At 69.7% G+C, this 20,767-nt stretch carries 18 protein-coding genes and 1 tRNA gene; 7 read left to right on the top strand and 12 right to left on the bottom strand.

Going from position 1 to position 20,767, the window contains the following annotated elements:
* The first annotated feature begins 75 nt into the window (after window positions 1-75).
* Window positions 76-621 carry a pyridoxamine 5'-phosphate oxidase family protein gene (locus tag ACIPVN_RS12735; RefSeq protein ID WP_400443229.1) on the top strand — a complete coding sequence of 182 codons (546 nt, stop codon included), beginning with the start codon at window positions 76-78 and terminating at the stop codon, window positions 619-621.
* A gap of 62 nt (window positions 622-683) precedes the next feature.
* Here the strand turns inward: ACIPVN_RS12735 and ACIPVN_RS12730 are convergent, their stop codons facing one another.
* Window positions 684-1,730 carry an NAD(P)-dependent alcohol dehydrogenase gene (locus ACIPVN_RS12730; protein WP_400443227.1) on the bottom strand — a complete coding sequence of 349 codons (1,047 nt, stop codon included), beginning with the start codon at window positions 1,728-1,730 and terminating at the stop codon, window positions 684-686.
* Window positions 1,731-1,856: 126 nt separating this feature from the next.
* On the opposite strand from ACIPVN_RS12730, the gene ACIPVN_RS12725 reads away from it, so the two are divergent.
* Both ACIPVN_RS12725 and ACIPVN_RS12720 read left to right on the top strand, forming a co-directional pair.
* The gene (locus ACIPVN_RS12725; protein WP_400443225.1) at window positions 1,857-2,246 is read left to right on the top strand and encodes a hypothetical protein; all 390 of its coding nucleotides are present in this window, start codon (window positions 1,857-1,859) and stop codon (window positions 2,244-2,246) included.
* A gap of 166 nt (window positions 2,247-2,412) precedes the next feature.
* Window positions 2,413-5,181: a hypothetical protein gene (locus ACIPVN_RS12720; RefSeq protein ID WP_400443223.1), complete on the top strand. Its 2,769-nt coding sequence runs from the start codon at window positions 2,413-2,415 to the stop codon at window positions 5,179-5,181.
* Between the two features lie 27 nt (window positions 5,182-5,208).
* On the opposite strand, the gene ACIPVN_RS12715 is transcribed toward ACIPVN_RS12720, so the two are convergent.
* A complete protein-coding gene (locus tag ACIPVN_RS12715; protein ID WP_400443221.1) occupies window positions 5,209-5,769 on the bottom strand; it encodes a hypothetical protein in 561 nt (186 codons plus the stop codon).
* A 151-nt stretch (window positions 5,770-5,920) separates the two neighbouring features.
* Here ACIPVN_RS12715 and ACIPVN_RS12710 point away from each other — a divergent pair, with 151 nt between their 5' ends.
* Window positions 5,921-6,382 (top strand): substrate-binding domain-containing protein, encoded by a 462-nt coding sequence (locus ACIPVN_RS12710; RefSeq protein WP_400443219.1) that lies wholly within the window; start codon window positions 5,921-5,923, stop codon window positions 6,380-6,382.
* 87 nt (window positions 6,383-6,469) lie between these two features.
* On the opposite strand, the gene ACIPVN_RS12705 is transcribed toward ACIPVN_RS12710, so the two are convergent.
* The gene (locus ACIPVN_RS12705; protein WP_400443218.1) at window positions 6,470-7,459 is read right to left on the bottom strand and encodes a zinc-binding dehydrogenase; all 990 of its coding nucleotides are present in this window, start codon (window positions 7,457-7,459) and stop codon (window positions 6,470-6,472) included.
* 23 nt (window positions 7,460-7,482) lie between these two features.
* Window positions 7,483-8,226 (bottom strand): NADPH-dependent F420 reductase, encoded by a 744-nt coding sequence (locus tag ACIPVN_RS12700; protein WP_400443216.1) that lies wholly within the window; start codon window positions 8,224-8,226, stop codon window positions 7,483-7,485.
* Between the two features lie 101 nt (window positions 8,227-8,327).
* On the opposite strand from ACIPVN_RS12700, the gene ACIPVN_RS12695 reads away from it, so the two are divergent.
* Window positions 8,328-8,963: a TetR/AcrR family transcriptional regulator gene (locus ACIPVN_RS12695; protein WP_400443214.1), complete on the top strand. Its 636-nt coding sequence runs from the start codon at window positions 8,328-8,330 to the stop codon at window positions 8,961-8,963.
* Between the two features lie 651 nt (window positions 8,964-9,614).
* Here the strand turns inward: ACIPVN_RS12695 and ACIPVN_RS12690 are convergent.
* Both ACIPVN_RS12690 and ACIPVN_RS12685 read right to left on the bottom strand, forming a co-directional pair.
* A tRNA-Ser gene (locus ACIPVN_RS12690) sits at window positions 9,615-9,705 on the bottom strand.
* A gap of 60 nt (window positions 9,706-9,765) precedes the next feature.
* Window positions 9,766-10,812: a hypothetical protein gene (locus ACIPVN_RS12685; RefSeq protein WP_400443212.1), complete on the bottom strand. Its 1,047-nt coding sequence runs from the start codon at window positions 10,810-10,812 to the stop codon at window positions 9,766-9,768.
* A gap of 121 nt (window positions 10,813-10,933) precedes the next feature.
* On the opposite strand from ACIPVN_RS12685, the gene ACIPVN_RS12680 reads away from it, so the two are divergent.
* Window positions 10,934-11,710, top strand: coding sequence for a hypothetical protein (locus tag ACIPVN_RS12680; protein ID WP_400443210.1), 777 nt, complete (start codon window positions 10,934-10,936; stop codon window positions 11,708-11,710).
* Window positions 11,711-11,997: 287 nt separating this feature from the next.
* On the opposite strand, the gene cydC is transcribed toward ACIPVN_RS12680, so the two are convergent.
* From cydC to ACIPVN_RS12655, 5 genes are all read right to left on the bottom strand, one after another.
* Window positions 11,998-13,710: a thiol reductant ABC exporter subunit CydC gene (gene cydC / locus ACIPVN_RS12675; protein ID WP_400443208.1), complete on the bottom strand. Its 1,713-nt coding sequence runs from the start codon at window positions 13,708-13,710 to the stop codon at window positions 11,998-12,000.
* Complete coding sequence (gene cydD / locus ACIPVN_RS12670) at window positions 13,707-15,371, bottom strand: thiol reductant ABC exporter subunit CydD (protein ID WP_400443206.1); 1,665 nt, start codon at window positions 15,369-15,371, stop codon at window positions 13,707-13,709. The genes cydC and cydD overlap by 4 nt, the downstream gene beginning before the upstream one ends.
* Complete coding sequence (cydB, locus tag ACIPVN_RS12665; RefSeq protein WP_400443204.1) at window positions 15,368-16,396, bottom strand: cytochrome d ubiquinol oxidase subunit II; 1,029 nt, start codon at window positions 16,394-16,396, stop codon at window positions 15,368-15,370. The genes cydD and cydB overlap by 4 nt, the downstream gene beginning before the upstream one ends.
* 14 nt (window positions 16,397-16,410) lie before the next feature.
* Window positions 16,411-17,826 carry a cytochrome ubiquinol oxidase subunit I gene (locus ACIPVN_RS12660; RefSeq protein ID WP_400443202.1) on the bottom strand — a complete coding sequence of 472 codons (1,416 nt, stop codon included), beginning with the start codon at window positions 17,824-17,826 and terminating at the stop codon, window positions 16,411-16,413.
* A 91-nt stretch (window positions 17,827-17,917) separates the two neighbouring features.
* Window positions 17,918-18,544 carry a helix-turn-helix transcriptional regulator gene (locus tag ACIPVN_RS12655; RefSeq protein WP_400443200.1) on the bottom strand — a complete coding sequence of 209 codons (627 nt, stop codon included), beginning with the start codon at window positions 18,542-18,544 and terminating at the stop codon, window positions 17,918-17,920.
* A 148-nt stretch (window positions 18,545-18,692) separates the two neighbouring features.
* On the opposite strand from ACIPVN_RS12655, the gene radA reads away from it, so the two are divergent.
* Complete coding sequence (gene radA / locus ACIPVN_RS12650; protein ID WP_400443198.1) at window positions 18,693-20,066, top strand: DNA repair protein RadA; 1,374 nt, start codon at window positions 18,693-18,695, stop codon at window positions 20,064-20,066.
* Between the two features lie 58 nt (window positions 20,067-20,124).
* Here radA and ACIPVN_RS12645 read toward each other — a convergent pair whose 3' ends face one another.
* Window positions 20,125-20,535, bottom strand: coding sequence for a dehydrogenase (locus ACIPVN_RS12645; RefSeq protein ID WP_400443196.1), 411 nt, complete (start codon window positions 20,533-20,535; stop codon window positions 20,125-20,127).
* Between the last annotated feature and the right edge of the window lie 232 nt (window positions 20,536-20,767).

Here is a 20,767-nt window from a genome sequence, read left to right as displayed (position 1 = left end):
CGGGGCGGAGGGGGTGGCGCACGGCCCGGGCGGAGAGCAGGATCGACAGAGGGACGCACGAGAGAAGGGACGACCATGGCCACCGCAGAACCGCACCCGCCCGCACCCGACGCGCTGCTCTCCGATCTCGACGAGGCCGAGTGCTGGCGCCTGCTCGAAGCGACGGAGCTGTGCCGACTGGCGTTCGTCGCCGGCGACGGGCGCCCCGACATCCGCCCCGTCAACCACCTCGCCACGGGCCGCAGCATCTACGTCCGTTCGGCGTTCGACGCGAAGTTCCTGGCGATCACGGCGCACTCCGCGGTCGCGCTCGAGGTCGACGGCGAGAGCGATGACGCGTACTGGAGCGTCGTGGTGCGCGGCGAGGCCGAGCAGGTCACGAGCGAGTCGGAACTGCACCACGTGGGCGTCGAGCACCTCGCGTCGTGGACGCCGACGCCGAAGCAGTTCGTCGTCAAGATCGTCGCCGTGACGGTGACCGGCCGCGTGTTCCCGAAGCGGCCGCGCGTCTCTCTCCCCGTCTACGCCGTGCCGCTCACCGACGCCGCGCGCGCGAAGCATCTCACCGAGCGCGCCGAGCGCCCCTCCCCCATCCCGCATTTCGAGCCGCCGGCGACCTGAGAGAGCCGGCGCGGGCACGAAGAAGGCCCCCGATCTCTCGGGGGCCTTTCCGGTGAGCGAGTTCAGGGCACGATGACCGCGCGACCCCGGATGCTGTTCGAGGCGAGGTCCTCGTAGGCCTTCGGGCCGTCGTCGAGCGAGTAGCGCTCCGTCTGCACGTGGATCCTGCCGGCGCGGGCGAGGTCGAGCACTTCGATCAGCTCGGCACGCGAGCCCCAGTACGGGATGCGCACGGCGGCGTCGTACGCGATCGACCCGAAGCCGAGCGTCATGTTGCCGCCGCCGATGCCGACGATCGTGATGTCGGCCTCGAGCGCGGCGACGCTCTGGGCCAGGGCGATCGTCGGGTTCGCGCCGACGAAGTCGAACACGGCGTTGGCGCCGAGCCCGCCGGTGATCTCGCGGATCTCGTCGGCCGCGGAGGCATCGCTGATCAGCACGTGATCGGCGCCCACCTCGGTGGCGAGCCGGAGCTTCTCGTCGTTCACGTCGAGCGCGATGACGGTGGCACCCGAGATCGCCTTCAGGATCTGGATGCCGACGTGGCCGAGTCCGCCCGTGCCGATGACGACCGCGAAGGTTCCGGCGCCGAGCTTCGGCAGCGAGTTCTTGATGGCGTGGTACGGGGTGAGCCCGGCATCCGTCAGCGAGACGTTCTGCACGGGGTCGAGGTCGCCGAGCGGCACGAGGTGACGGGCGTCGTCGACGATCATGTACTCGGCCATCGAGCCCTGGCTGCCGAGGCCCGGAGGGCGGATGCCCTCGGCGGCGGCGTTCGTGCAGTAGTTCTCCTTGCCCATCGAGCAGTTGTGGCAGCGCCCGCAGCCCCAGGGGCCGTAGACCGCCACGGCATCCCCGACCTTGAGCGTCGAGTCGACGCCCTCGCCGATCTCGTGCACGATGCCGGCGCCCTCGTGGCCGAGCGTCAGCGGCAGCGGATACCCCTGCTCGAGGTAGTCCTTCTCGGGCAGACCCATGACGTAGTCGTCGGAGTGGCAGACGCCACCCGCGGTGATCTTGAGGAGAACCTGGCCGGGGCCGGGCTTCGGGATCGGGATATCGACGACCACCGGGGGCTGGCCGATCTCGACGTAGCGCAGAGCTTTCATGTACTTCTTCTTCCTGGCATCCGAGAGGTCTGCCGCGCGGTGCGGAGGCGGGGGCTCTCGAAACCGTCCCTTCCAGTATCCGCCCGGGGCGAGCGCCCGGCGCGTCGCCGATGCCAAGATCTCTTCATGAGCAGATTCGCGAACAAGACGATCACCCTGAAGCAGGAGTACGTGCTGCTGCTCGTCGCCGTCATGGTCTCCTTCGTCGGCGGCGCCCTGGCGATCTGGGGCGCACCGTGGAACGGCCTTCCGTTCTCGATCGGCAATGTGGTCGGATTCGCGATGGTCGCCTCCGCCCTGACGATCGCGGTGCTGCTGAAACCTCAGGACGGCACCCGCTGGGGGTGGCTCGTCGTGCTCATCACCGCGGCGGGAGGGGCCTGGACAGCCACCCGGGGCGTCGGTTCGGTCATCGGCATCGGCGCGGCCATCTGCATCGTGCTCCCGATCATCCTCGTCAAGCAGTACCGCAGGAACGCGACGAGACCTCCGGAGCACTCCGATGACCCCCGATGAGATCAGGAACCGCCGCTGAGGGCGACCGGAGCCGTCAACCGCATCCCGGCCGAGCCTGACACCCTTGCCGGTGGCTCACCTCGGCGAATACCGTGAAGCTCACGGGTGGAACTCCCCACTCGCACACGAGGGGGATGCGGTGCGAAGAAGAACACGGATCGGTGCGTTGGCGCTTCTGCTCGCCGGAGCGCTGGGGATCGCCGGCGCTCTGCCGGCGGTCGCGGCCGAGCCCACGGCTCGGCTCTCGCTCTTCAAGGCCATCGAGAACCTCGATACGGGAGCGAGCCTCGGCGATCGCACCCTCTGGACCATGCACGCCGTCAACGTCGCGACCGGCGAGACCTTCACCGGCGACGGACTCAACGGCGTGCAGTCGCGGCTGATCCCTCCGGGCACGTATCGCATCTACGAGACGGGCGGCGTAGCTGGTTACGCGTTCTTCTCGTGGAACTGCGACGGCGACGTGACCACCGAGCCCGAACGCACCATCACGATCAGCGCGAATCAGTCGATGACGTGCACCGTGCAGAACAACGCGATCCGGAGCAGCCTCTCGCTGATCAAGAACGTCGAGGGCGGCGGCGCGGCACCATCGGAGTGGACGCTCCGCGCCCAGGGGCCGTCGACCGTCGAAGGACCCGGCGGCTCGGCCGCTGTGCAGAACCAGCCGGCGCGCGTGGGCCAGTACACGCTGAGCGAGTCGGACGGACCGGCGAGTTACGTACCCGGTCCCTGGACGTGCGAGCGCCGCGACCTCACCACCGGTGCCGTCACGGAGCTGCCGGTGACCGACGACCGATTCGAGATGGTCCTCGGCGGCGCAGTGACCTGCCAGATCACGAACAGCGGCGATCTGCCGCACCTCACACTGGTGAAAGAGGTCGTCGATCCGACCCGCACCGGGTATCCCCTCGCCGCAGCATCCGACTTCACTCTCAGCGCGGACGGCCCCGTCGGCGTCTCCGGTGAATCCGGCTCCCCCGAGGTCGATCACGTCTCCGTCGATCCCGGTGAGTACACCCTCGCCGAGACCGGCCCGGCCGGGTACGCCGGCGGCGCGTGGACCTGTGTCGATTCGACGGGCGACGGGGGCATCACCGGCGACGTGCTCGAGGTCGGCGAGAACTCCGACATCACCTGCACAATCGCGAACACCTTCACCGGCGGATGGCTCACTCTCGTGAAGAACGTCGTCGGCAGCGACCAGCCTCCTTCCGCCTGGACCCTCACAGCCACGGGACCGTCGACCGTCACGGGTGCCGCCGGCGCGGCATCCGTCACTCGCGTGCCCGTCCCGGTCGGCGACTACGCCCTGGCCGAGGCGGATGGCCCGAGCGGGTACTCCGCGGGCCCGTGGGAATGCACGGGCGGCGACCTCACGGAGCAGACGGTCACGATCACGTCGGGCAGCGACGTGACGTGCTCGGTCACGAACACACTCGAAGTCGGCCAACTCACGCTCGTGAAGAACGTCGTGAACAACGGAGGCGGCCCCCTCGGACCGGATGCCTGGTCGCTGACCGCAACCTCGGCGGACGCCACGATCAGCGGCGTCTCCGGCACGCCGGACGTCAGCTTCGTGTCCGTTCCCCCCGGCACGTTCGTCCTCGACGAGAGCAGCACGGCGACCGAGTCCGATGACTACACGAGCGAGGGATGGGTCTGCGTCGACGACGACGGCACCGTGGTGAGCACGACGAACACCGTCGATGTGGTCGGCGAGGAGAGCGTCGTCTGCACCGTGACGAATCGGTGGTCACAGTCGAGCCTCACCCTGCGCAAGCAGGTGTCCTCGGCGTTCGGCACCCCGGCGCCGCCGTCCGCCTGGACGCTCAGCGCCACGGATGGCATCGACACCATCAGCGGCCCCGGGAACTCCGAGGCGGTGACCCGTGCGGGAGTCGCGCCCGGTACGTGGACGCTGAGCGAGAGCGATGGCCCGAGCGGGTACGACGCATTCGATTGGTCGTGCACGGGCGCTGTCGCTCGCGGCGACGTGGTCGAGATCCCGCCATCCACGGACGCCGTCTGCGTCGTCACGAACGCGGCGATCACCCCCAGCCTCACCCTCGTGAAGCAGGTCGACAACGGCACGCGCGGACGAGCGACACCGGCCGATTTCGAACTCAAGGCGCGCGGGCCCGGCAACGCGGCGTTGTCCGGTCCCAGCGGATCGGAGTTCGTCACCGACATGCTCCTTCCGCCGGGCGACTACATCTTCTCGGAGGACGGACCGAGCGGCTACGAGGGCGAATGGTCGTGCACGGGCACCTCCTGGGACGGAACCACCGCGACGCTCGGCTTCGGCGAGAACGCGATCTGCACGGCGACGAACGTCTTCGTGGGCGGCACCCTCACTCTCCGCAAGGAGATCGTCGGGGTCGCCCCCGGCGCGCCGACCGGACCCGCCGATCCCACCGACTGGACGCTGAGCGCACTCGGAGGCGGAGCATTCCCGCGCCCGAGCATCGAAGGTTCGACTGGCGATCCCGCCGTCACGCTCGCACCACTCGGAGCCGGCGCGTACGCGCTCTCGGAAGCGGCCGTCGCGGGAGCGCCCACCGACGGCTACCGCAGCGAAGGGTGGGAGTGCACGGGAGGAGACCTCGAGGGGGAGACCGTCGACGTCGTGGCGGGCGTGGACACGGTCTGCACGCTCACGAACGTCTACGACCCCGGCCCCGGCCCCGATCCCGACCCGGGCACGGATCCCGGCTCCGGCACGGATCCCGGCTCCGGCACGGATCCCGGCTCAGAGCCGGGAACGGATCCCGGTGCCGGCTCCGGCTCTTCTCCCACCGACGGTGGTGACTTGGCGACCACCGGCGCCGATCCGGGTTTCCTGGCGCGAGCAGCATCTCTCGCCGGGCTGGCCCTGGTTACCGGGGCGCTTCTGCTGGTCGCCCGGCGGACGCGGCGACCGTCAGGCGGGTGACGGTGGCGAGGGACCGTCTCGACCGCATCAGTAGTCCGGGCACCGCACCACGAAAGACGCGGATGCCTCGACACGCTGACCGCCGTCGATCGCCTCGTTGAACGTCTGCGCGGAGCCCGCCTCACGCGCGGCGACCGTCGCCGTGCCCGACAGATCCGTCACGGACAGGATCGCGTCCGGGCCATCGGGCGTGACGGTCACTTCGCCCTCCCCCTGGAAATTGGCGGCGAAGTCGTCGCCTCCCACCCACGCAGCGACATTCGACCCTGCGGGATCCTCGTCGTCGAGACGGAGCGTCACCCCGGTGGACGTTCGCGAGTCGCCACCGATGACGATGATGGAGCCGTCCGGATCGCACATCGGCTGCGTCGCCTCCCCGACGACCTCCCGCTTCTCGCCCTCCCACTCGAACGAGATGCGCACGATCGGGGCGGAGTCGGGGCCGATCGCCTCCGCTGTCGCCGTCGGTGACGGCGACGGGCTGCCACCTGGCGAACATGCGGTGAGCGGGATCGCGGCGCAGACGAGCGCGATCGTTGCGCACCTTCTCAGCGTCTGGGACAGGCCGGTCTTCTCGTCGTGGAGCACACGGCCAGCCTAGGGAATATCGTGCGCGTGATCACGCAGGGGCGCTCTCCGGCTGCGTCCACGCCGTGCTGATGGGTATGTCCTCCCCGGCTCGCGACGACGCCGACGAGGATGATCTCCGGCGAGTGGCCGAACTGTCGAAGTGGCGGGAATGGGGACGGCTACGGTCCCCGCGCGCGCGGAGCATCCGCGCGCCGCGTGCACCCGCCGCCACAGCACGCGGCCACCAACTGCTCGTGCACCCCGTACGACACAAGACGCGCACCGCGGTTCCCGACCGTGTGCGCCGCGAATCGCCGAGGCGCCCGGGAGGTCGTCGGACACCTGCTCTCGCAGAGCCGCCGTGCGATCGCGTTCGTTCGCGGGGATCTGTCTCGCACGAGTGCCGAGTGGGGCGGCGGTCGTGATCGTCGGTTTCGATGACGAACGAGCAGCGCTCCTGGTTGACCCACCACTCACCACGGTGCGCCAGCCTCACGAAGAGGTGGGTGCGGCTGCCGTCGACATGCCGCTTCGCGCCATCGGAGGAGAGGCGCTCGGCGATGCACGCGAGGAGTTGCCGACCCGCGTCAGAGTGCTCAGGGTCTTGCGGGCAGCGAGAGGATGGCGATGACGCAGATGACCGCCAGAGCGGCGCCGCATAGCGCCCAGACGTCGATGGAGCGGCCACGCCGCCCCGCACATCGCGGACTCCGGGCCCTCAACCCAACCGATCCCCCACGGTGATCACCGTCTGCCCGATCCCGCCTGCGGCGCGCTCGGCGAGGGCGTCGGGGACGTTATCGAAGCCGTAGACCGCCGTGACGGGCGGGTCGATCTGCTTCGCGGCGAGCATGCCCCTGAGGGCGTTCACCGTCGCGTTCTTCTCGTCGTCGTCCCGGAATGTCGAGAGCACGCCGATCACCGAGTAGTCGCCCATGAGCAGTCGCTGCGCATCGATGAGGGCGGGTTCGCCACTCGCAAGGCCGACGATGAGGAATCGTGCGCCTCGCGCAAGAGTCGTAGCGGCTTCGGCCGCGGCGGTCCCGCCCACCGTGTCATACACCACGTCCACGCCTCGGCCGCCTGTGATGCGCGCTATCTCATCGGCCGCGCCGGCCGCGCCGAGGTCGACGATGTGGTCGGCACCCTGCTCGCGACTGAAGCGGGCCTTGACCTCCGAGCGCGCTGTCGCGATGACAGTCGCGCCCATCGACTTCCCGACCTGAATCGCAGCCGAACCGGTGCGCCCGGCGCCGCCGAGGACCAGCAGCGTCTCACCTTCCTGCAGATGCGCGCGGTGCTCGAGGCCGATGTGCGCGACATGGAAGGAGCCGGGGAACCCTGCCGCCTGCTCGTCAGTCAGCCCGTCGATGACCGGCATCGCGCTCCATCCCGGGACGAGCGTGTACTCGGCGAACCCGCCGACGGCGATATCCGCCCGCGCATTGCCGACGATTCTCGCTCCGACCGGATGCGGGAATCCGTCGCCGGCAGCGTCGACGATGCCGACGACCTCCTGACCTGGGGACACGGGCGGTCGAGGCACGAACGGGTAGTCGCCATGCACCATCATGAGATCCGGGAGCGCCAGGCTCGCGGCCAGTACCTTCACGCGCGCTTCGCCCGGCCCGGGTTCGGGAAGCTCCACGTCGATGAGGTGAAGGACGTCCGCGACCTCACCGAACTGCTCTGCCTGCCACCGCTTCATGGTTCGCCTTTCGCTCGAGATGATCAGAAGATGGCTCGCGTCAAGGCGAGCTGACGCTCCGGATCAGGTTCCTTGCCGTCCGCTTCGATGCGCTCCAGATAGACCTTCATCATCAGGTCCCGGCGCAGCCGCGAGCGGTCCCGCTGGGCACGATCGAGTGCGGCGGGCAACTCATCCGCGGTGAGGTCGTTCGTGTAGACCGGCGTGCCGGGCTGCTGGCGCCAGGTGTCAGCGATCACACCGGCGTCGAACACGTCGAACCCGGTCTCCTCGACCAGCCCCATCCCGACGGCCCGCTGGGTGTCGTCATCCGCCGCGATCGGCAGTGCGATTCGCGTCGCGGGATCCTTTGCATACGCCTTGTCGCGGAAAGACGCCGTGGTGATCGTGTTCCAGGCTTTCACGATCGGACGACCGTAGAGCTTCTGCACCCATTCGCTTTCCACCTGACCGTCCTCGAACCCCTCGACCTCACCATCGCGGAGCGGGAAGTAGTTCGACGTGTCGACGATCACGGCGTTCTCGGGCGCCTCTGCCACGAGACCCGCGACGGTCGGCAGCTGCCCGAAGTTGACCGACACGATCACCACATCGGCGCCGTTCGTCGCGTCGGCGGCCCACACCGCGGTCGCGCCGGTGCTCAGCGCCGAGGCGTCGACCGTCTCAGGGCCCCGCGAGTTCGCTATCGAGACCTCGTGGCCCTCGCGGGCTAACCGCTCCGCGAGAATCCGGCCGATGTTGCCTGCGCCGATGATGCCGATCTTCATGCGTGACCCTTCGTGTCATGAGAGAGTGGAAAGAATTTAGGGAGACTTTCTCCGCTTAACCTTACCGGAGATTGTCTCCACATCACCGCTGGAGTCCACTCATGTCCGAAATCACCCGAACTCGCGCACCACGCTCCGACGCTCTGCGCAACCGTCAACACATCCTCGACATCGCCCGCCAGCACTTCGCCGAGCACGGCGTATCGGGCTCCCTCGACGCCATCGCCAAGGACGCAGGCGTGGGCCCCGGAACGCTGTACCGCCACTTCCCCTCCCGCGATGCGCTTCTCGCAGCACTCCTCACAGCGCGAGATGAGGAGATCGGAATACGCCGTGACGCCATCATCAGCAGCACCAGCGACGCGGGTGATGCGCTCTCGCAATGGCTCGAGGCGCTGATCGAATGGGCTGGTGCGTTCGACGGCCTGCCTGAACCTCTCCGCGCCGCGCTCGGCGAGATCCCCTCTCCCCTGACTTCCACCTGCGAGGGGTATATCGTCGTGACCGATGCGTTCCTCGATCGAGCGCGAGCCGAGGGGCTTGCTCGCGACGACGTTCGGGGGCGCGATCTGTTCCTCCTGGCCCTCGCCGTCAGCTGGGCACGAGGAGCAGCCATGGCCGATGCCGCCTCGCCCGCGTCCATGGCGGGCGTGTTGAGATCGGGATGGGCAGCGGGCGACGCTCCGACGACACCCATCGCAAACGCGGATGCCGCCCACCGGGCCCAGAGTACGTAGCGCCCAGCCCGATACCTCGCCTGCGCGAACGCGAAGCCTCCTGCACATTCCTCGTCGGTGGAAGAGCTCGAATACAGGGGCGACGGCGCCTCGCCTTCACACAAGGGCGCAAGTCGCCTTTCGATGTCGGCGGTCGCCGCCGGATCGACCACGAGCTGCACGACACCCAGCAGATTCGGGAGCGGCCGTGTGCGGTCGGCGACCATCCCGGGTCCGTGCAGAACCGGAGGAGCGGCCTCGACGAGGACGGCGCCTGCGTCTTCGTTATCGAGGAGATCACCGACGGTCCCACTCAGAAGAGGGCTGGCGGGTTCGGAGGCGGTCGACGGCGGAGCGGCGACCGCGACGCCCGCACGACTGGTTGGGGACGTCGACGCCGGAGGAGCACTGACCCATGTGCTCTCCCCCTGGGGCGCCTCATGCATCGGCCCGTCCGGCAGCGCTGTAGTGATTCTGGACACGACGAAGGCCCCGCAACCCAGTCGTTACGACGGGGGTCGGGGCCTTCGTGGTGACGGTGATGGTTGAACCCAGATCGCACCGACGGATGACCCGCGCGGCGTCGCATCGGGACAGCGCCGGAATCTGCACCACAGATGCACCACACCCCACCCCGGATACGAAAAACCCCCGATTTCTCGGGGGCTTCCATGGCGGTGACGGTGGGATTTGAACCCACGGTAGGGGGTTACCCTACACAACTTTTCGAGAGTTGCACCTTCGGCCGCTCGGACACGTCACCGCGGACAAGCTTACGACACCGGGCGCCTGCGCGCGAATCGAGAGCCCGCAGGCCGGGCACTCACCAGGCCGTAGCCACCTCGGCGTGCGTGCGCAGGATGCCCTCGGTCGATCCGGCCGGGGCACGGCCGATGCCGCACTCGGTCGCGACGCCGAAGACCGGCACGAATCTACGTGCCGCGGCGATGCGGCGTTCAGCGCCCTCGGCACCGTCCTCCCGGTGCACGAGGCCGAGGTACAGCTCGTTGACGGGCAGCAGATCGGCGAGCGGGGCGAAGTACGCCTCGTCGTCGTGGTCGATCGGCACCGGCAGATGCAGCCAGGTGAGCGCGCGATCGGATGCCTCGGCCACCGCGTTCGCGTAGGCGACGAGGTGCGCGGCATCCGTCGGCTCGAAGAAGTGGTGCTCACCGGCGTCGCCGTAACAGAGGTGCACCCCGACCTCGACGTCGGCCGGCACGGCGTCGACCAGCGTGGCCAGCCGCGCGACGAGCCCCGTGAAGACGTCGCCGTCCCACCAGGCATCCATCAGCGCGCCGTATCCCGACGCGCCCTCGATGATGCCCATCTCGCTCGCGACATCCCACTGGATCGCGAGATCGTCGTGCGGGATCGCCTCGGCGATCTCCTCGAGCTCGCGCACCATCGCGGCCGTGTAGTAGACCTCGAACGCCTCACGATCGTCGCCCTGGAAGAACGACGAGATCACGGCCAACGGTGTCGGCAGCGAGACCTGGAAGCGCGTACCCGCGGCGATCACGCCCTCCTCGCGCAGACGCCGGAAGATCTCGTACGACGAGGTGGCCGCAGAGGCGTAGCCGAGCGGCGGGATCGCGATCTCGCCCGGGTCGACGCCCTCGGCAAGGCGCAGTCCGCGCGCATCGAGACCGGCGCCGAACGGGATCGGCTCGTCACCCACGCGCTCGATGCCCTCGGCCTCGCCGAGCACGTCGGGCTGGAACATGATCCAGTGGAACCGCTTGCCGACCTCGCCGTCGGGGATGCGTCGGAGGCGATCGCCGAGCAGTGCGGATGCCGTGCGCATCGTCGTCTCTGCGTCGTCGAAGTTCACACTGCCCACGAGAAGGGCGCCCTGTGGCTGCGTCATGACCTCAGGGTAGCCGCGGCATCCGACATCGGCCCGACCGGATTAAGCACGGTGACGGCCCGAGCGGTGCCCGAGGGGTCAAGTTAGGATGACCTCAGGGAAACCGAAGGAAGGATGCACCATGGCATTCATCACCTCCGATGCTCTGGCCGAGACCGGATACGTCGTGCTCGACGACCACGATCAGGCCGCCGACCCCGCCGAATGGCTCGACCTCGAGTACATCCCCTGGCGGTCCTCCGGCATCACCCGCTTCGCCCCGCTCGCCAGCTACGCCGGCGACCTCGAATGCAACGGGTTCTGGAACCACACTCCCCCGCGCACCGACAAGAACGGCGTGTGGGTCGAGCCTCAGGTCGCACTCGCCCCGACCCTGCAGGCTCGGGCGCTCGCGCCCGGTGCCGCGGTCGGTCGCTGCCGCGTGATCGAGCTGCAGCCCAACGAGTACGCCGACGCGGTCTACAACCTGCACCAGGACGACAACAACCGCCTCAACGACGAGGGCACCGGGTGGGTCGTGCGCGGGTACTACAACCTCACCGACGACCCCGACTCGATGCTCATCCTGCGCAGCGACCGCTTCGACCCGGCCACCGAGGTCCGCCTGCCGCTGCGCGCGGGTTCGCGCATCATCGTCGACACCCAGCGCTTCTGGCACGCGGTGTGGCACCGCGGCACGGCCCCGCGCTACGCGCTCATCACCTCGTGGACCTCGGGCCCCGAACTCGATGCCTACATCGCCGCGAACCACGGCGACCCGCACCCCGCGACCGTCGATCTCGACCCCGCGTTCGTGGACGCCGCCCAGGTCGAACTGCACCGCCGCATCGAGGAGCGCCGCCGCGCCTTCGAGGCGCAGGGCATCGTCATGGAACCGCCGACGCCGCTCTACACCTGACACCCGCTCACCCGCACGGTCGAATCACACCTGCACGACCGGATGCCGCGGCGAGGCTTCTCCTCTGCGAGGAGTCAAGACACGCCGCTCGCTCCCCGCGACTCGCGGCGTGTCCTGACCCCTCACCGCCGAGTTCCGCCCCGCAGCATCCGTCCGCCCCGAACTGTCCTCGCGAGAGGTCACGACACGCCCTGCCGGAAGGAGTCTGCGCGGCGTGTCCTGACCCCTCACGCCTCAGCAGACGCCTCAGCAGACGCCCGACCGCACGCGCACAGCCCGGGCGACCCTCAGACCGTGCGCCCGCCCTCGAGCCGCACCACCCGGTCGACCGCACCCGCGGGCGGCGCGATGTGCGAGATCAGCAGCACCGACTGCTCGCCCGCGGCGCCGAGCAGGTCGCGGAGCAGGGCGTCGGAGGCATCCGGGTCGACACCGGCCGTCGGCTCGTCGAGCACGAGCACCGGGAACCCCCGCAGCAGCGCGCGGGCCAACGCCAACCGCTGCGCCTGACCGCCCGACACGAGCGCACCGCGGTCGCCGACACGGGCATCGAGTCCTCCGCGTTGCTGCACCCAGTCGGCGAGACCGACCCGTGCGAGCACGTCGAGCAACTCGTCGTCGGTCGCGGTGTCGCGCGCGAAGAGCAGGTTCTGACGGATGTCCTCGTCGAACAGCTGCGGGCTCTGCTCGCACAGCCCGACCGTGCGTCGCAGCGTCGGCCCCGCGAGCGACGACGCGTCGACATCGCCGACCAGGTACGAGCCCTCGGCCCGCAGGAAGCCCACGAGCACCGCGGCGAGCGAACTCTTGCCCGCGCCGCTGGGGCCCGACACGAGCACGCGCTCCCCCGGCTCCAGGTCGAGCGACACCCCGCGCAGCGCCGGAGCACCGCCGGGCCAGGTCGCCCGCACATCACGCAGCCGCAGCGCGGGAACGCCCGTCGGGGCCGCGTCGTCTCCCTCGTCGGAGCGCAGCTCGGCCGGCATCCGTTCGGGCAGCACGTCGACGATGCGCGCGGCGCTCGATCGCACGCTCCGCCACGACGCCGCGGCGATCGGCACCGCGCCGAACACCTCGAACACGACCATCGGCACGAGCACGACGACGGCCAGCCAGGGGCCGTCGATCGCGCCGGTGGCCAGGCCCGGCGAAGCGGCGGCCACGGCCCAGACGGATGCCGCGCCCGCGACCGCCGAGACCACTCCCGCGGCTGCAGCCTGCGCGAGCGAGGCGCGGGTCACGACGCGGCGGAGCGCGGCATCCGCTGCCGTCACCCGGTCGCGCGCCTGCGGCTCGGCCCCGTAGGCGAGGAGTACGTCGAGGCTGCCGAAGTAGTCGACGAGCGCGGCCGAGAGGTCGGCGCGACGATCCGAGACGAGCGCCTCGGCGCGCGAGCCGAACAGCCATCCCATCCCGATCGCAGCGGCACCCGCCAGGATCAGGCAGACGAGCAGCGTGAGGGCGGCGATCGGCGAGACGAACGCGATGAACACCACGGCGCCGACCGCCACGAGGCCCGAGACGCCGAGCGGCTGCACGACGCGCAGGGGCAGGTTCTGCAGGTTCTCGACGTCGTCGACGAGCGCCGAGAGCACCTTGCCGCGGTCGGTGCGGCCGAGGCCGGCGGGCGAGAGCGGGATGAGTCGGCGCACCATGTCGGCGCGGGTGGTGGCGAGCTGGCGGAGCGCGGCATCGTGCCCGCTGAGACGCTCGAGGTAGCGGGTGACGGCGCGCGAGACCGCGAAGAACCGCACCCCGACCACCGCGATCGACAGCGGCACGAGCGAGTCGACGATCGAGGCGCTGACGATCAACCAGCCGCTCACGGCGAGCAGGCTCACGGCCGCGGCGGCCGACAGCATGCCCCAGATCAGTCCGGGTGTGAAGCGGCCCAGCGGCGGCTGTGCGAGGCGCAGCACCTCGCGGATGCGGGCGGAGCGACTCGTGTCCGAGCCGAGCGCGGCGGAGCGACTCGTGTCGGGGCGAACGGCGGAACTCATGCGTTCACCCCCAGGGCGACGACGCGGTCGGCGATCTCGCGGGCCGTGCGGCGGTGCGAGACGAGGACGATCGCGGCCCCGGCATCCGCCCGCTCGCGCAGCGACGACCACAGGCGCCGCTCGGTCTCGGAATCGAGGGCGCTCGAGGGCTCGTCGAGCAGCAGCACCCGTCGCGGGTCGCCGGAGTGCCGGTAGAGGGCGCGGGCGACGGCGACGCGCTGCGCCTGCCCGCCCGAGAGGCCGTTGCCCTGCACCCCGAGCTCGAGACCCGGGTCGAGGTCGGCGCACGCCGCGGTCAGTGCGGCGCGGACCCGCGCATCGTCGGGGGCGGCATCGCCGAGTGACACGTTCGCCGCGATCGTGCCCTGCAGCAGACCGGGGGCCTGGCCGGCCCACGCGGTCCAGTCGGCCGGCGACAGCGTGCGCACGTCGGCACCGCCGACCGCCGCCACACCGTCGAACGCCACCGCTCCGCGCAGGGCGGCGAGCAGGCTGGTCTTGCCCGATCCGCTCGGCCCCTCGATCAGGGTGACCGTGCCGGGTTCGGCCGTGAACGAGACCGGCGGCAGATCGCGCACGCGCAAGTTCTCGACGGTCAGGGCAGCGGAGGCGTCGGTACCCAATTCAGGACGCATGCCGCCACCCGCCGCCGAATCGACCGAATCGGCCCCCTTCGACGAGTTCTGTCCTGAGTTGGTGCCAGAGGCACTCCGAGCCCCCGCCTCGTCGAGCACCGCGAAGATGTCCTCGGTGGCCGCGACCCCCTCCGACGCGGCGTGGAACTGCACCCCCACCTGCCGGATCGGCAGGAACGCCTCGGGCGCCAGCAGCAGCACGAACAGCCCGATCTCGAGCGACAGGTCACCCGACAGCAGCCGGAATCCGACCGCCACGGCGATCAGGGCGACGGCGAGCGAGGCCAGCAGCTCCATCGCGAACCCCGACAGGAACGAGAACCGCAGCACCTTCATGGTCTCGCGGCGGTAGTCGTCGGCCGTGGCTTCGATGCGGTCGGCGGCGCGGCGCTCACGCCCGAACAGCCGCAGTGTCGAGAGCCCCTGCACGGTGTCGGCGAAGCGCACCGCGAGCTGCTGCAGCGTCTGCCACTGCTTCTGCTGCACGGTGCGGGTCGCGATGCCGATGAGAATGAGGAACAGCGGGATCAGCGGCAGCGTGACGGTGGCGATCAGCCCGCTCTCCCAGTCGAACCACCACATGATCGCGAGCAGCACAGGAGTCGCGATCGCGGTCATCACGAGCTGCGGGATGTACCGCGCGAAGTACGAGTCGAGCGCCTCCAGGCCGTGCCCCGCGGTCACCGCGAGCCCGGCCTGGTTGCGCTGCGCGAGCCACGACGGGCCGAGTTTCCCGACGGCCCGGATGAGCGCGGCGCGCAACTGCATCCCGGTCCTCGCCGCGGCCCGGGTGCCCGCGGCATCCGAGGCGGCGATCAGCAGACCGCGCAGCAGGGCGGTGCCGAGCAGGGCGAGGAGGGATGCCGTGACGTCGCGGCCCGCGATGGCCCCGGTGACGGCATCCGTCAGCAGCCAGGCGAAGACGATCACGACGGCCGTCTGGACGACGCCGATCAGCGCGGATGCCGCGAGGAACCCCCTCGCGGCACCCGCGTAACGCAGCAGTCTCGGGTCGACGGGTTTCACGCGTGCGCCGGAGCCCCCTCGATGGACGAGCGCGTGACGCGCTTGCGGAAGACCCAGTACGTCCAGGCCTGGTAGGCGATGACGAGCGGGGTGGCGATCAGCGCCGTCCAGCTCATGATCTCCAGCGTATATTGCGTGCTCGAGGCGTTCGCGATCGTCAGGCTGTAGGCGGGGTCGATCGTCGAGGGCATCACGAACGGGAACAGCGCGGAGAACAGCATGACCACCGCGAACAGCACCGTGAGCATGCCGCCGATGAACGCCCAGCCGTCACGGCGCACGAGCGAGAACCCGACGGCGGCGATCAGGCTCACGGCGGCGAGCGCTCCCGCACCGATCACGAGCCACAGCAGCGGAGCCTCGCGGTTCATCGCGATGAGCACGGTCCACACCACGGTCGCCGCGGCGGCGAGGATCGTGGGCCCCGCGGCGAGCTTCGCGAGTCGGTGGGCGTCTTCATGCACGGGCCCGTCGGTCTTGAGCGCCACGAACAGCACGCCGTGCAGGAAGAACAGCAGCAGGGTGGTCACGCCGACCATCAATGCGTAGGGGTTCAGCAGCGAGAAGAACCCGCCCACGAAGATGTGGTTCTCGTCGAGCGCGACGCCCTGCACGATGTTGCCGAAGGCCACACCCCACAGCAGCGCGGGAACGGCCGAGCCGATCACGATCATGCGGTCGAAGCCGCGCTTCCACTTCGCGCTGTCACGCTGATGGCGGTACTCGAACGAGACGCCGCGCAGGATGAGCGCGAGCAGGATGAGCAGCAGCGGCAGGTAGAACCCGCTGAACAGCGTCGCGTACCACTCGGGGAACGACGCGAACAGTACGGCGCCGGCGACGATGACCCAGGTCTCGTTGAGGTCCCACACGGGCCCGATCGTGTTGATGACCTGGCGGCGCGAGACGTCGTCCTTGCCGAGGAAGGGCAGCGACATGCCGACGCCGAAGTCGAAGCCGTCGAGCACGAAGTAGCCGACGAAGAAGAAGGCGACGATGAAGAACCAGAGCGTTGCGAGATCCATGGTGTTCCTTCCTCTCAGTACACGACCGACGGCAGCTGGGCCGTCTCCTCGTGGGGTTCTTCGGTGGTGTCGGGCCCCTTCTGGGCGGCCCGGATGATGAGACGGATCTCGACGACCGCGAGCGAGGCGTAGATCGCGGTGAAGGCGATGAGCGAGATCAGCACCTCGAGTCCGCTCACGCCCGGCGAGACGCCGTCCTGCGTGGTCATGAGCCCGAACACGATCCAGGGTTGGCGCCCCATCTCGGTGAAGACCCAGCCCATGATGTTGGCGGCGAGGGCGAGCGGGAACGACCAGATCGCGATCTTCCACATCCACGGTGCGGGCTCGCGCTTGGCGTTCTTGCGGGTGATCCAGAGGCCGACGAGCGCGACGAGGGCGGCGGCGATGCCGAGGCCGATCATCCAGCGGAACGCCCAGTAGGTGATCCAGAGGATCGGGGCGAAGTCGGTGATGCCGGTGTCGGCGAACGTCGTCATGTACTCGGCGTTCAGGTCGTTGATGCCGTGCACGCAGGCGTCGAAGGAATGCGTCGAGAGCAGCGACAGCAGGTACGGCACGCGGATGGAGAACAGCTCCGAGCTGCCGTCGGGTGTGCCGAGCGTGAAGATGCTGAACGACGCGTCGTAGCCGCAGACGGTGTTGAACGTCGCCTCCGCCGCGGCCATCTTCATGGGTTGCGCCGCGTACATCGCGAGGCCCAGCTGGTCGCCGGTGAGCACGACCCCGGCGGTCGAGACGATCATCGCCCAGAGCCCGAACTTCAGCGAGATGCGCATCGTGTCGAAGTGCTGGCCGCGGGCGAGGTGCCAGGCCGAGACCGAGATGATGACCCCGGCGGCGAACATCAGCGCGCCGAAGATCGTGTGCGGGAAGGCCGCGAGCGCCACGGGGTTGGTCAGCAGGGCCCAGAAGTCGGTGAGCTCGGCGCGGTTCGTCTCGGGATTGTAGACGTAGCCGACCGGGTTCTGCATGAACGCGTTGGCGGCGATGATGAAGTACGCCGAGAGGATGCTGCCGATCGAGACGCACCAGATGGTGGCGAGGTGCAGCTTCTGCGGCAGCTTGTCCCACCCGAAGATCCACAGGCCGATGAACGTCGCCTCGAAGAAGAAGGCGAGCAGGCCCTCGAAGGCGAGCGGTGCGCCGAAGACGTCGCCGACGAAGCGGGAGTAGTCCGACCAGTTCATTCCGAACTGGAACTCCTGCACGATGCCGGTGACGACGCCCATGGCGAAGTTGATGAGGAAGATCTTGCCGAAGAAGCGCGTGAGGTGCAGGTACTGCACCTTGGCGGTGCGCACCCACGCGGTCTGGAAGATCGCCGCCACCAGCGCCATGCCGATCGTGAGGGGCACGAACAGGTAGTGGTAGACGGTCGTCAATCCGAACTGCCATCGTGACAGGACCAGGGGGTCGAGCCATTCCATGGAGCACTCCTCTTTCTCAGCCTGCTGCCACGCTAACCACGGGCCTGCCGCCCTCGTGGGGCTGCGGGCCGTGAATAAAACGGATGCTCGCCTAGACGGCGGACATCTCCGTCAGACGCAGCTGCACGGTGCAGTCCGCCGGGAGGGCGGACGTGCGCACGGCATCCGCAGAGATCGGCCCACCGGCTTCGGTGAGCACCCCCTGCATGAGGCCGAGGTGCACGCTGCAGAGCATCGGACGGTCTTCCGCGCGGCCCGCGGCATGCGGGCACGGGCTGAGATCGACGGTGAGCTGCACGTCGTCGACGACGGGCTCGAAGCCGCTCTCTTCCAGGTGTTCGATGAGTGCATCGAGTTGATAGGTCGCGTCGCGACCGAGATCGGATGCCGCGCCCGGCATGACCCGGCGCAGGAGGTCTCCGCGGCGGGCCGCGGCGCTGACCTTGTCGCGGGCGATGGGGCTGGAGGCATCCGCCATCCCGGTCGCGGCGCTGTACAGGGTGCGGGGGCGGCCTCGGGTGGTGCGGTGCTCGGTGGCCGCGATCACGTATCCGCCCTCGATCAGCCGCTGCAGGTGCTCGCGCACGGTGTTGGCGTGCAGACCCGTCGCCTCGCACAGCTCGCCGATCGTGCGCTGCGCACGCGTCTGCACGAGGTGCAGGAGCTGCACTCGCGAGTACGTGGAGATCGGCCCGCAGACGGGCCCGGCGCTGGCCATGACTCCAGTATGGCCCGGTGGTGCGGGCGGGTGATGCCGTTCGCGATAGGGATGTCGGATGCCCGCGATAGCCCCGCCGCATGGGTGCGCACGGCCCTCTGCCCGGCGCCTGCGCCGCGATGTCGGATGCCGCGGCTAGCCTTGCTGGATGGCCACCCGTCGTCCCGCCCCGCCCGCGTACGTCTGCACCGAGTGCGGGTGGACGACCGCCAAGTGGGTGGGCCGCTGCGGCGAGTGCCAGCAATGGGGAACGGTGCAGGAGCAGGCCACGCAGACCGGCATCGTGCAACGCGTGAGCGCGCAGGCTCCCCTGGCCGCGAAGGCCGCGCGTCCGATCACCCAGATCACCACGACCGATGCCCCGCGCCGCACGAGCGGAGTCGGCGAATTCGACCGCGTGCTCGGCGGCGGCATCGTGCCGGGGGCGGCCATTCTGCTCAGCGGCGAGCCGGGCGTGGGCAAGTCCACGCTGCTGCTCGAGGTCGCCGCGAAGGCCGCGCATGCCGGGCGACGGGTGCTCTACGCGAGCGCCGAGGAGTCCCCCGCGCAGGTGCGTCTGCGCGCCGAGCGCACCGGGGCGCTGCACGACGAGCTCTACCTGGCGAGCGAGACCGATCTCGCCACGATCCTGGGGCACATCGACGAGGTGCAGCCGCAGCTGGTGATCGTCGACTCGGTGCAGACCGTCTCCTCGGCGATGATCGACGGCGCGGCCGGGCAGCCCAGTCAGGTGCGCGAGGTGGCCTCGACGCTCATCCGCGTCGCGAAGGACCGCGACCTGCCGATCATCATCGTCGGGCACGTCACGAAAGACGGCCAGGTCGCCGGGCCCCGGGTGCTCGAGCATCTGGTCGACGTGGTCTGCCATTTCGAGGGCGACCGGCAGACGTCGCTCCGCTTCATCCGTGCCCTGAAGAACCGCTTCGGGCCCACCGACGAGGTCGGATGCTTCGAGATGACCGGCGACGGCATCGCCGAGGTTCCCGACCCCTCCGGCCTGTTCCTCTCGCAGGGGGCGACCGAGCCCGGCACGTGCGTGGCCATCTCGCTCGAGGGGCGCCGCGCCCTCCCCGTCGAAGTACAGGCGCTCACCGTGCCCACGCAGGCCCCGAACCCCCGCCGCGTCGTGCAGGGCGTCGATGCGGCGCGGGTCGCGATGGTGCTCGCGATCCTCGAGCGTCGAGCGGGAGTACCGACCAGCAACCTCGACGTGTACGTCTCGACGGTCGGCGGCGTGCGCTTCACCGAACCGGCCGCCGACCTCGCGATCGCGATCGCGGTCGCGGGGTCGATCCGCCAGATCTCGGTGCCGCGCACGGTCGCGGCCGTCGGCGAGCTCAGCCTCGCGGGTGAGATCCGCCCCGTGACCCAGTCGGCGCAGCGCCGATCCGAGGCGGCCCGCCTGGGCTACGAGCAGGTCGTCGACGACCGGTCGAAGACGCTGCGCGCCGCCCTCACCGATGTGAAGGCTCGCAGCGGCGGGGGCGGTCGACGCGACGAGCGCGATATTCCGCCGTTCTGAGGACAGTGCGACGTGAGGACGCGACGGGGGGCCGCGACGCGAGGTCCCGTCGCGCGGGTCAGGCCTCGAGGGCCTTGAGGATCTCCTGCGGCGAGGCCTGCATCGGGTGGGGACCGGCGATGTCGAGGAACACGGTCGTGATCGGATGCGTGCCGAGGAACTTCCGCAGCCACTGGGCGGAGAAGATCCCGACGCCCGGAGGAAGGTTCTCGGGCTTGTTCTTCGCGTCGCTGAACAGCAGCAGGGCGAGGTCGCCCGACGAGGGGTCGCGATAGGTCCACACCTCGCCGGTGTCGAGCGGGTTGTCGCGCGCGCCGGGCTTCACCAACGGCACGACCGTCGTGCCGTTGCGTAGCGCGAGGGCGACCGCCGCGACGTCCTGCTTCTCGAGCGCCAGCGCCAGGGCATCCGATCGGAAATCCTCGGGGGCCGGCTTCTGCTTCGCGCTCTTCGCCTTCTTCGCTGCCATGCCTCCAGCCTAGGCGCGCGGGCGTGCAACCGTCTCGACGCGGGCAGAGCCTGCGGAGACGATTGGGGCCCTCTCGAGTCCCACATTGGGGACTGGGGTACTCGAGAGGGCCCTCGGATTCTCGAGCGGCGGTGTCGAAGCGCTGGGGACGCTGTAAGTCGACGCCACTGGGGATGGCATGGTGCCGCATGAATCAGAGAATCGACTTCAATGGTATCCCAAAGAACCAAAG

This window comes from Microbacterium sp. NPDC090003 (assembly GCF_044748385.1).
Classification (GTDB): Bacteria; Actinomycetota; Actinomycetes; order Actinomycetales; family Microbacteriaceae; genus Microbacterium.
The sequence above is the reverse complement of the archived record's forward strand: the minus strand, read 5'-3'. Positions and strand labels throughout refer to the sequence as shown.

Coding starts and splice junctions, on each gene's coding strand:
- ACIPVN_RS12710 (WP_400443219.1), top strand. CDS start 5,921: ATGGGGACGGCTACGGTCCCCGCGCGCGCGGAGCATCCGCGCGCCGCG.
- cydC (WP_400443208.1), bottom strand. CDS start 13,710: ATGAGTTCCGCCGTTCGCCCCGACACGAGTCGCTCCGCCGCGCTCGGC.
- ACIPVN_RS12695 (WP_400443214.1), top strand. CDS start 8,328: ATGTCCGAAATCACCCGAACTCGCGCACCACGCTCCGACGCTCTGCGC.
- ACIPVN_RS12685 (WP_400443212.1), bottom strand. CDS start 10,812: ATGACGCAGCCACAGGGCGCCCTTCTCGTGGGCAGTGTGAACTTCGAC.
- ACIPVN_RS12700 (WP_400443216.1), bottom strand. CDS start 8,226: ATGAAGATCGGCATCATCGGCGCAGGCAACATCGGCCGGATTCTCGCG.
- ACIPVN_RS12680 (WP_400443210.1), top strand. CDS start 10,934: ATGGCATTCATCACCTCCGATGCTCTGGCCGAGACCGGATACGTCGTG.
- radA (WP_400443198.1), top strand. CDS start 18,693: ATGGCCACCCGTCGTCCCGCCCCGCCCGCGTACGTCTGCACCGAGTGC.
- cydB (WP_400443204.1), bottom strand. CDS start 16,396: ATGGATCTCGCAACGCTCTGGTTCTTCATCGTCGCCTTCTTCTTCGTC.
- ACIPVN_RS12660 (WP_400443202.1), bottom strand. CDS start 17,826: ATGGAATGGCTCGACCCCCTGGTCCTGTCACGATGGCAGTTCGGATTG.
- ACIPVN_RS12645 (WP_400443196.1), bottom strand. CDS start 20,535: ATGGCAGCGAAGAAGGCGAAGAGCGCGAAGCAGAAGCCGGCCCCCGAG.
- ACIPVN_RS12735 (WP_400443229.1), top strand. CDS start 76: ATGGCCACCGCAGAACCGCACCCGCCCGCACCCGACGCGCTGCTCTCC.
- ACIPVN_RS12725 (WP_400443225.1), top strand. CDS start 1,857: ATGAGCAGATTCGCGAACAAGACGATCACCCTGAAGCAGGAGTACGTG.
- ACIPVN_RS12730 (WP_400443227.1), bottom strand. CDS start 1,730: ATGAAAGCTCTGCGCTACGTCGAGATCGGCCAGCCCCCGGTGGTCGTC.
- ACIPVN_RS12705 (WP_400443218.1), bottom strand. CDS start 7,459: ATGAAGCGGTGGCAGGCAGAGCAGTTCGGTGAGGTCGCGGACGTCCTT.
- ACIPVN_RS12655 (WP_400443200.1), bottom strand. CDS start 18,544: ATGGCCAGCGCCGGGCCCGTCTGCGGGCCGATCTCCACGTACTCGCGA.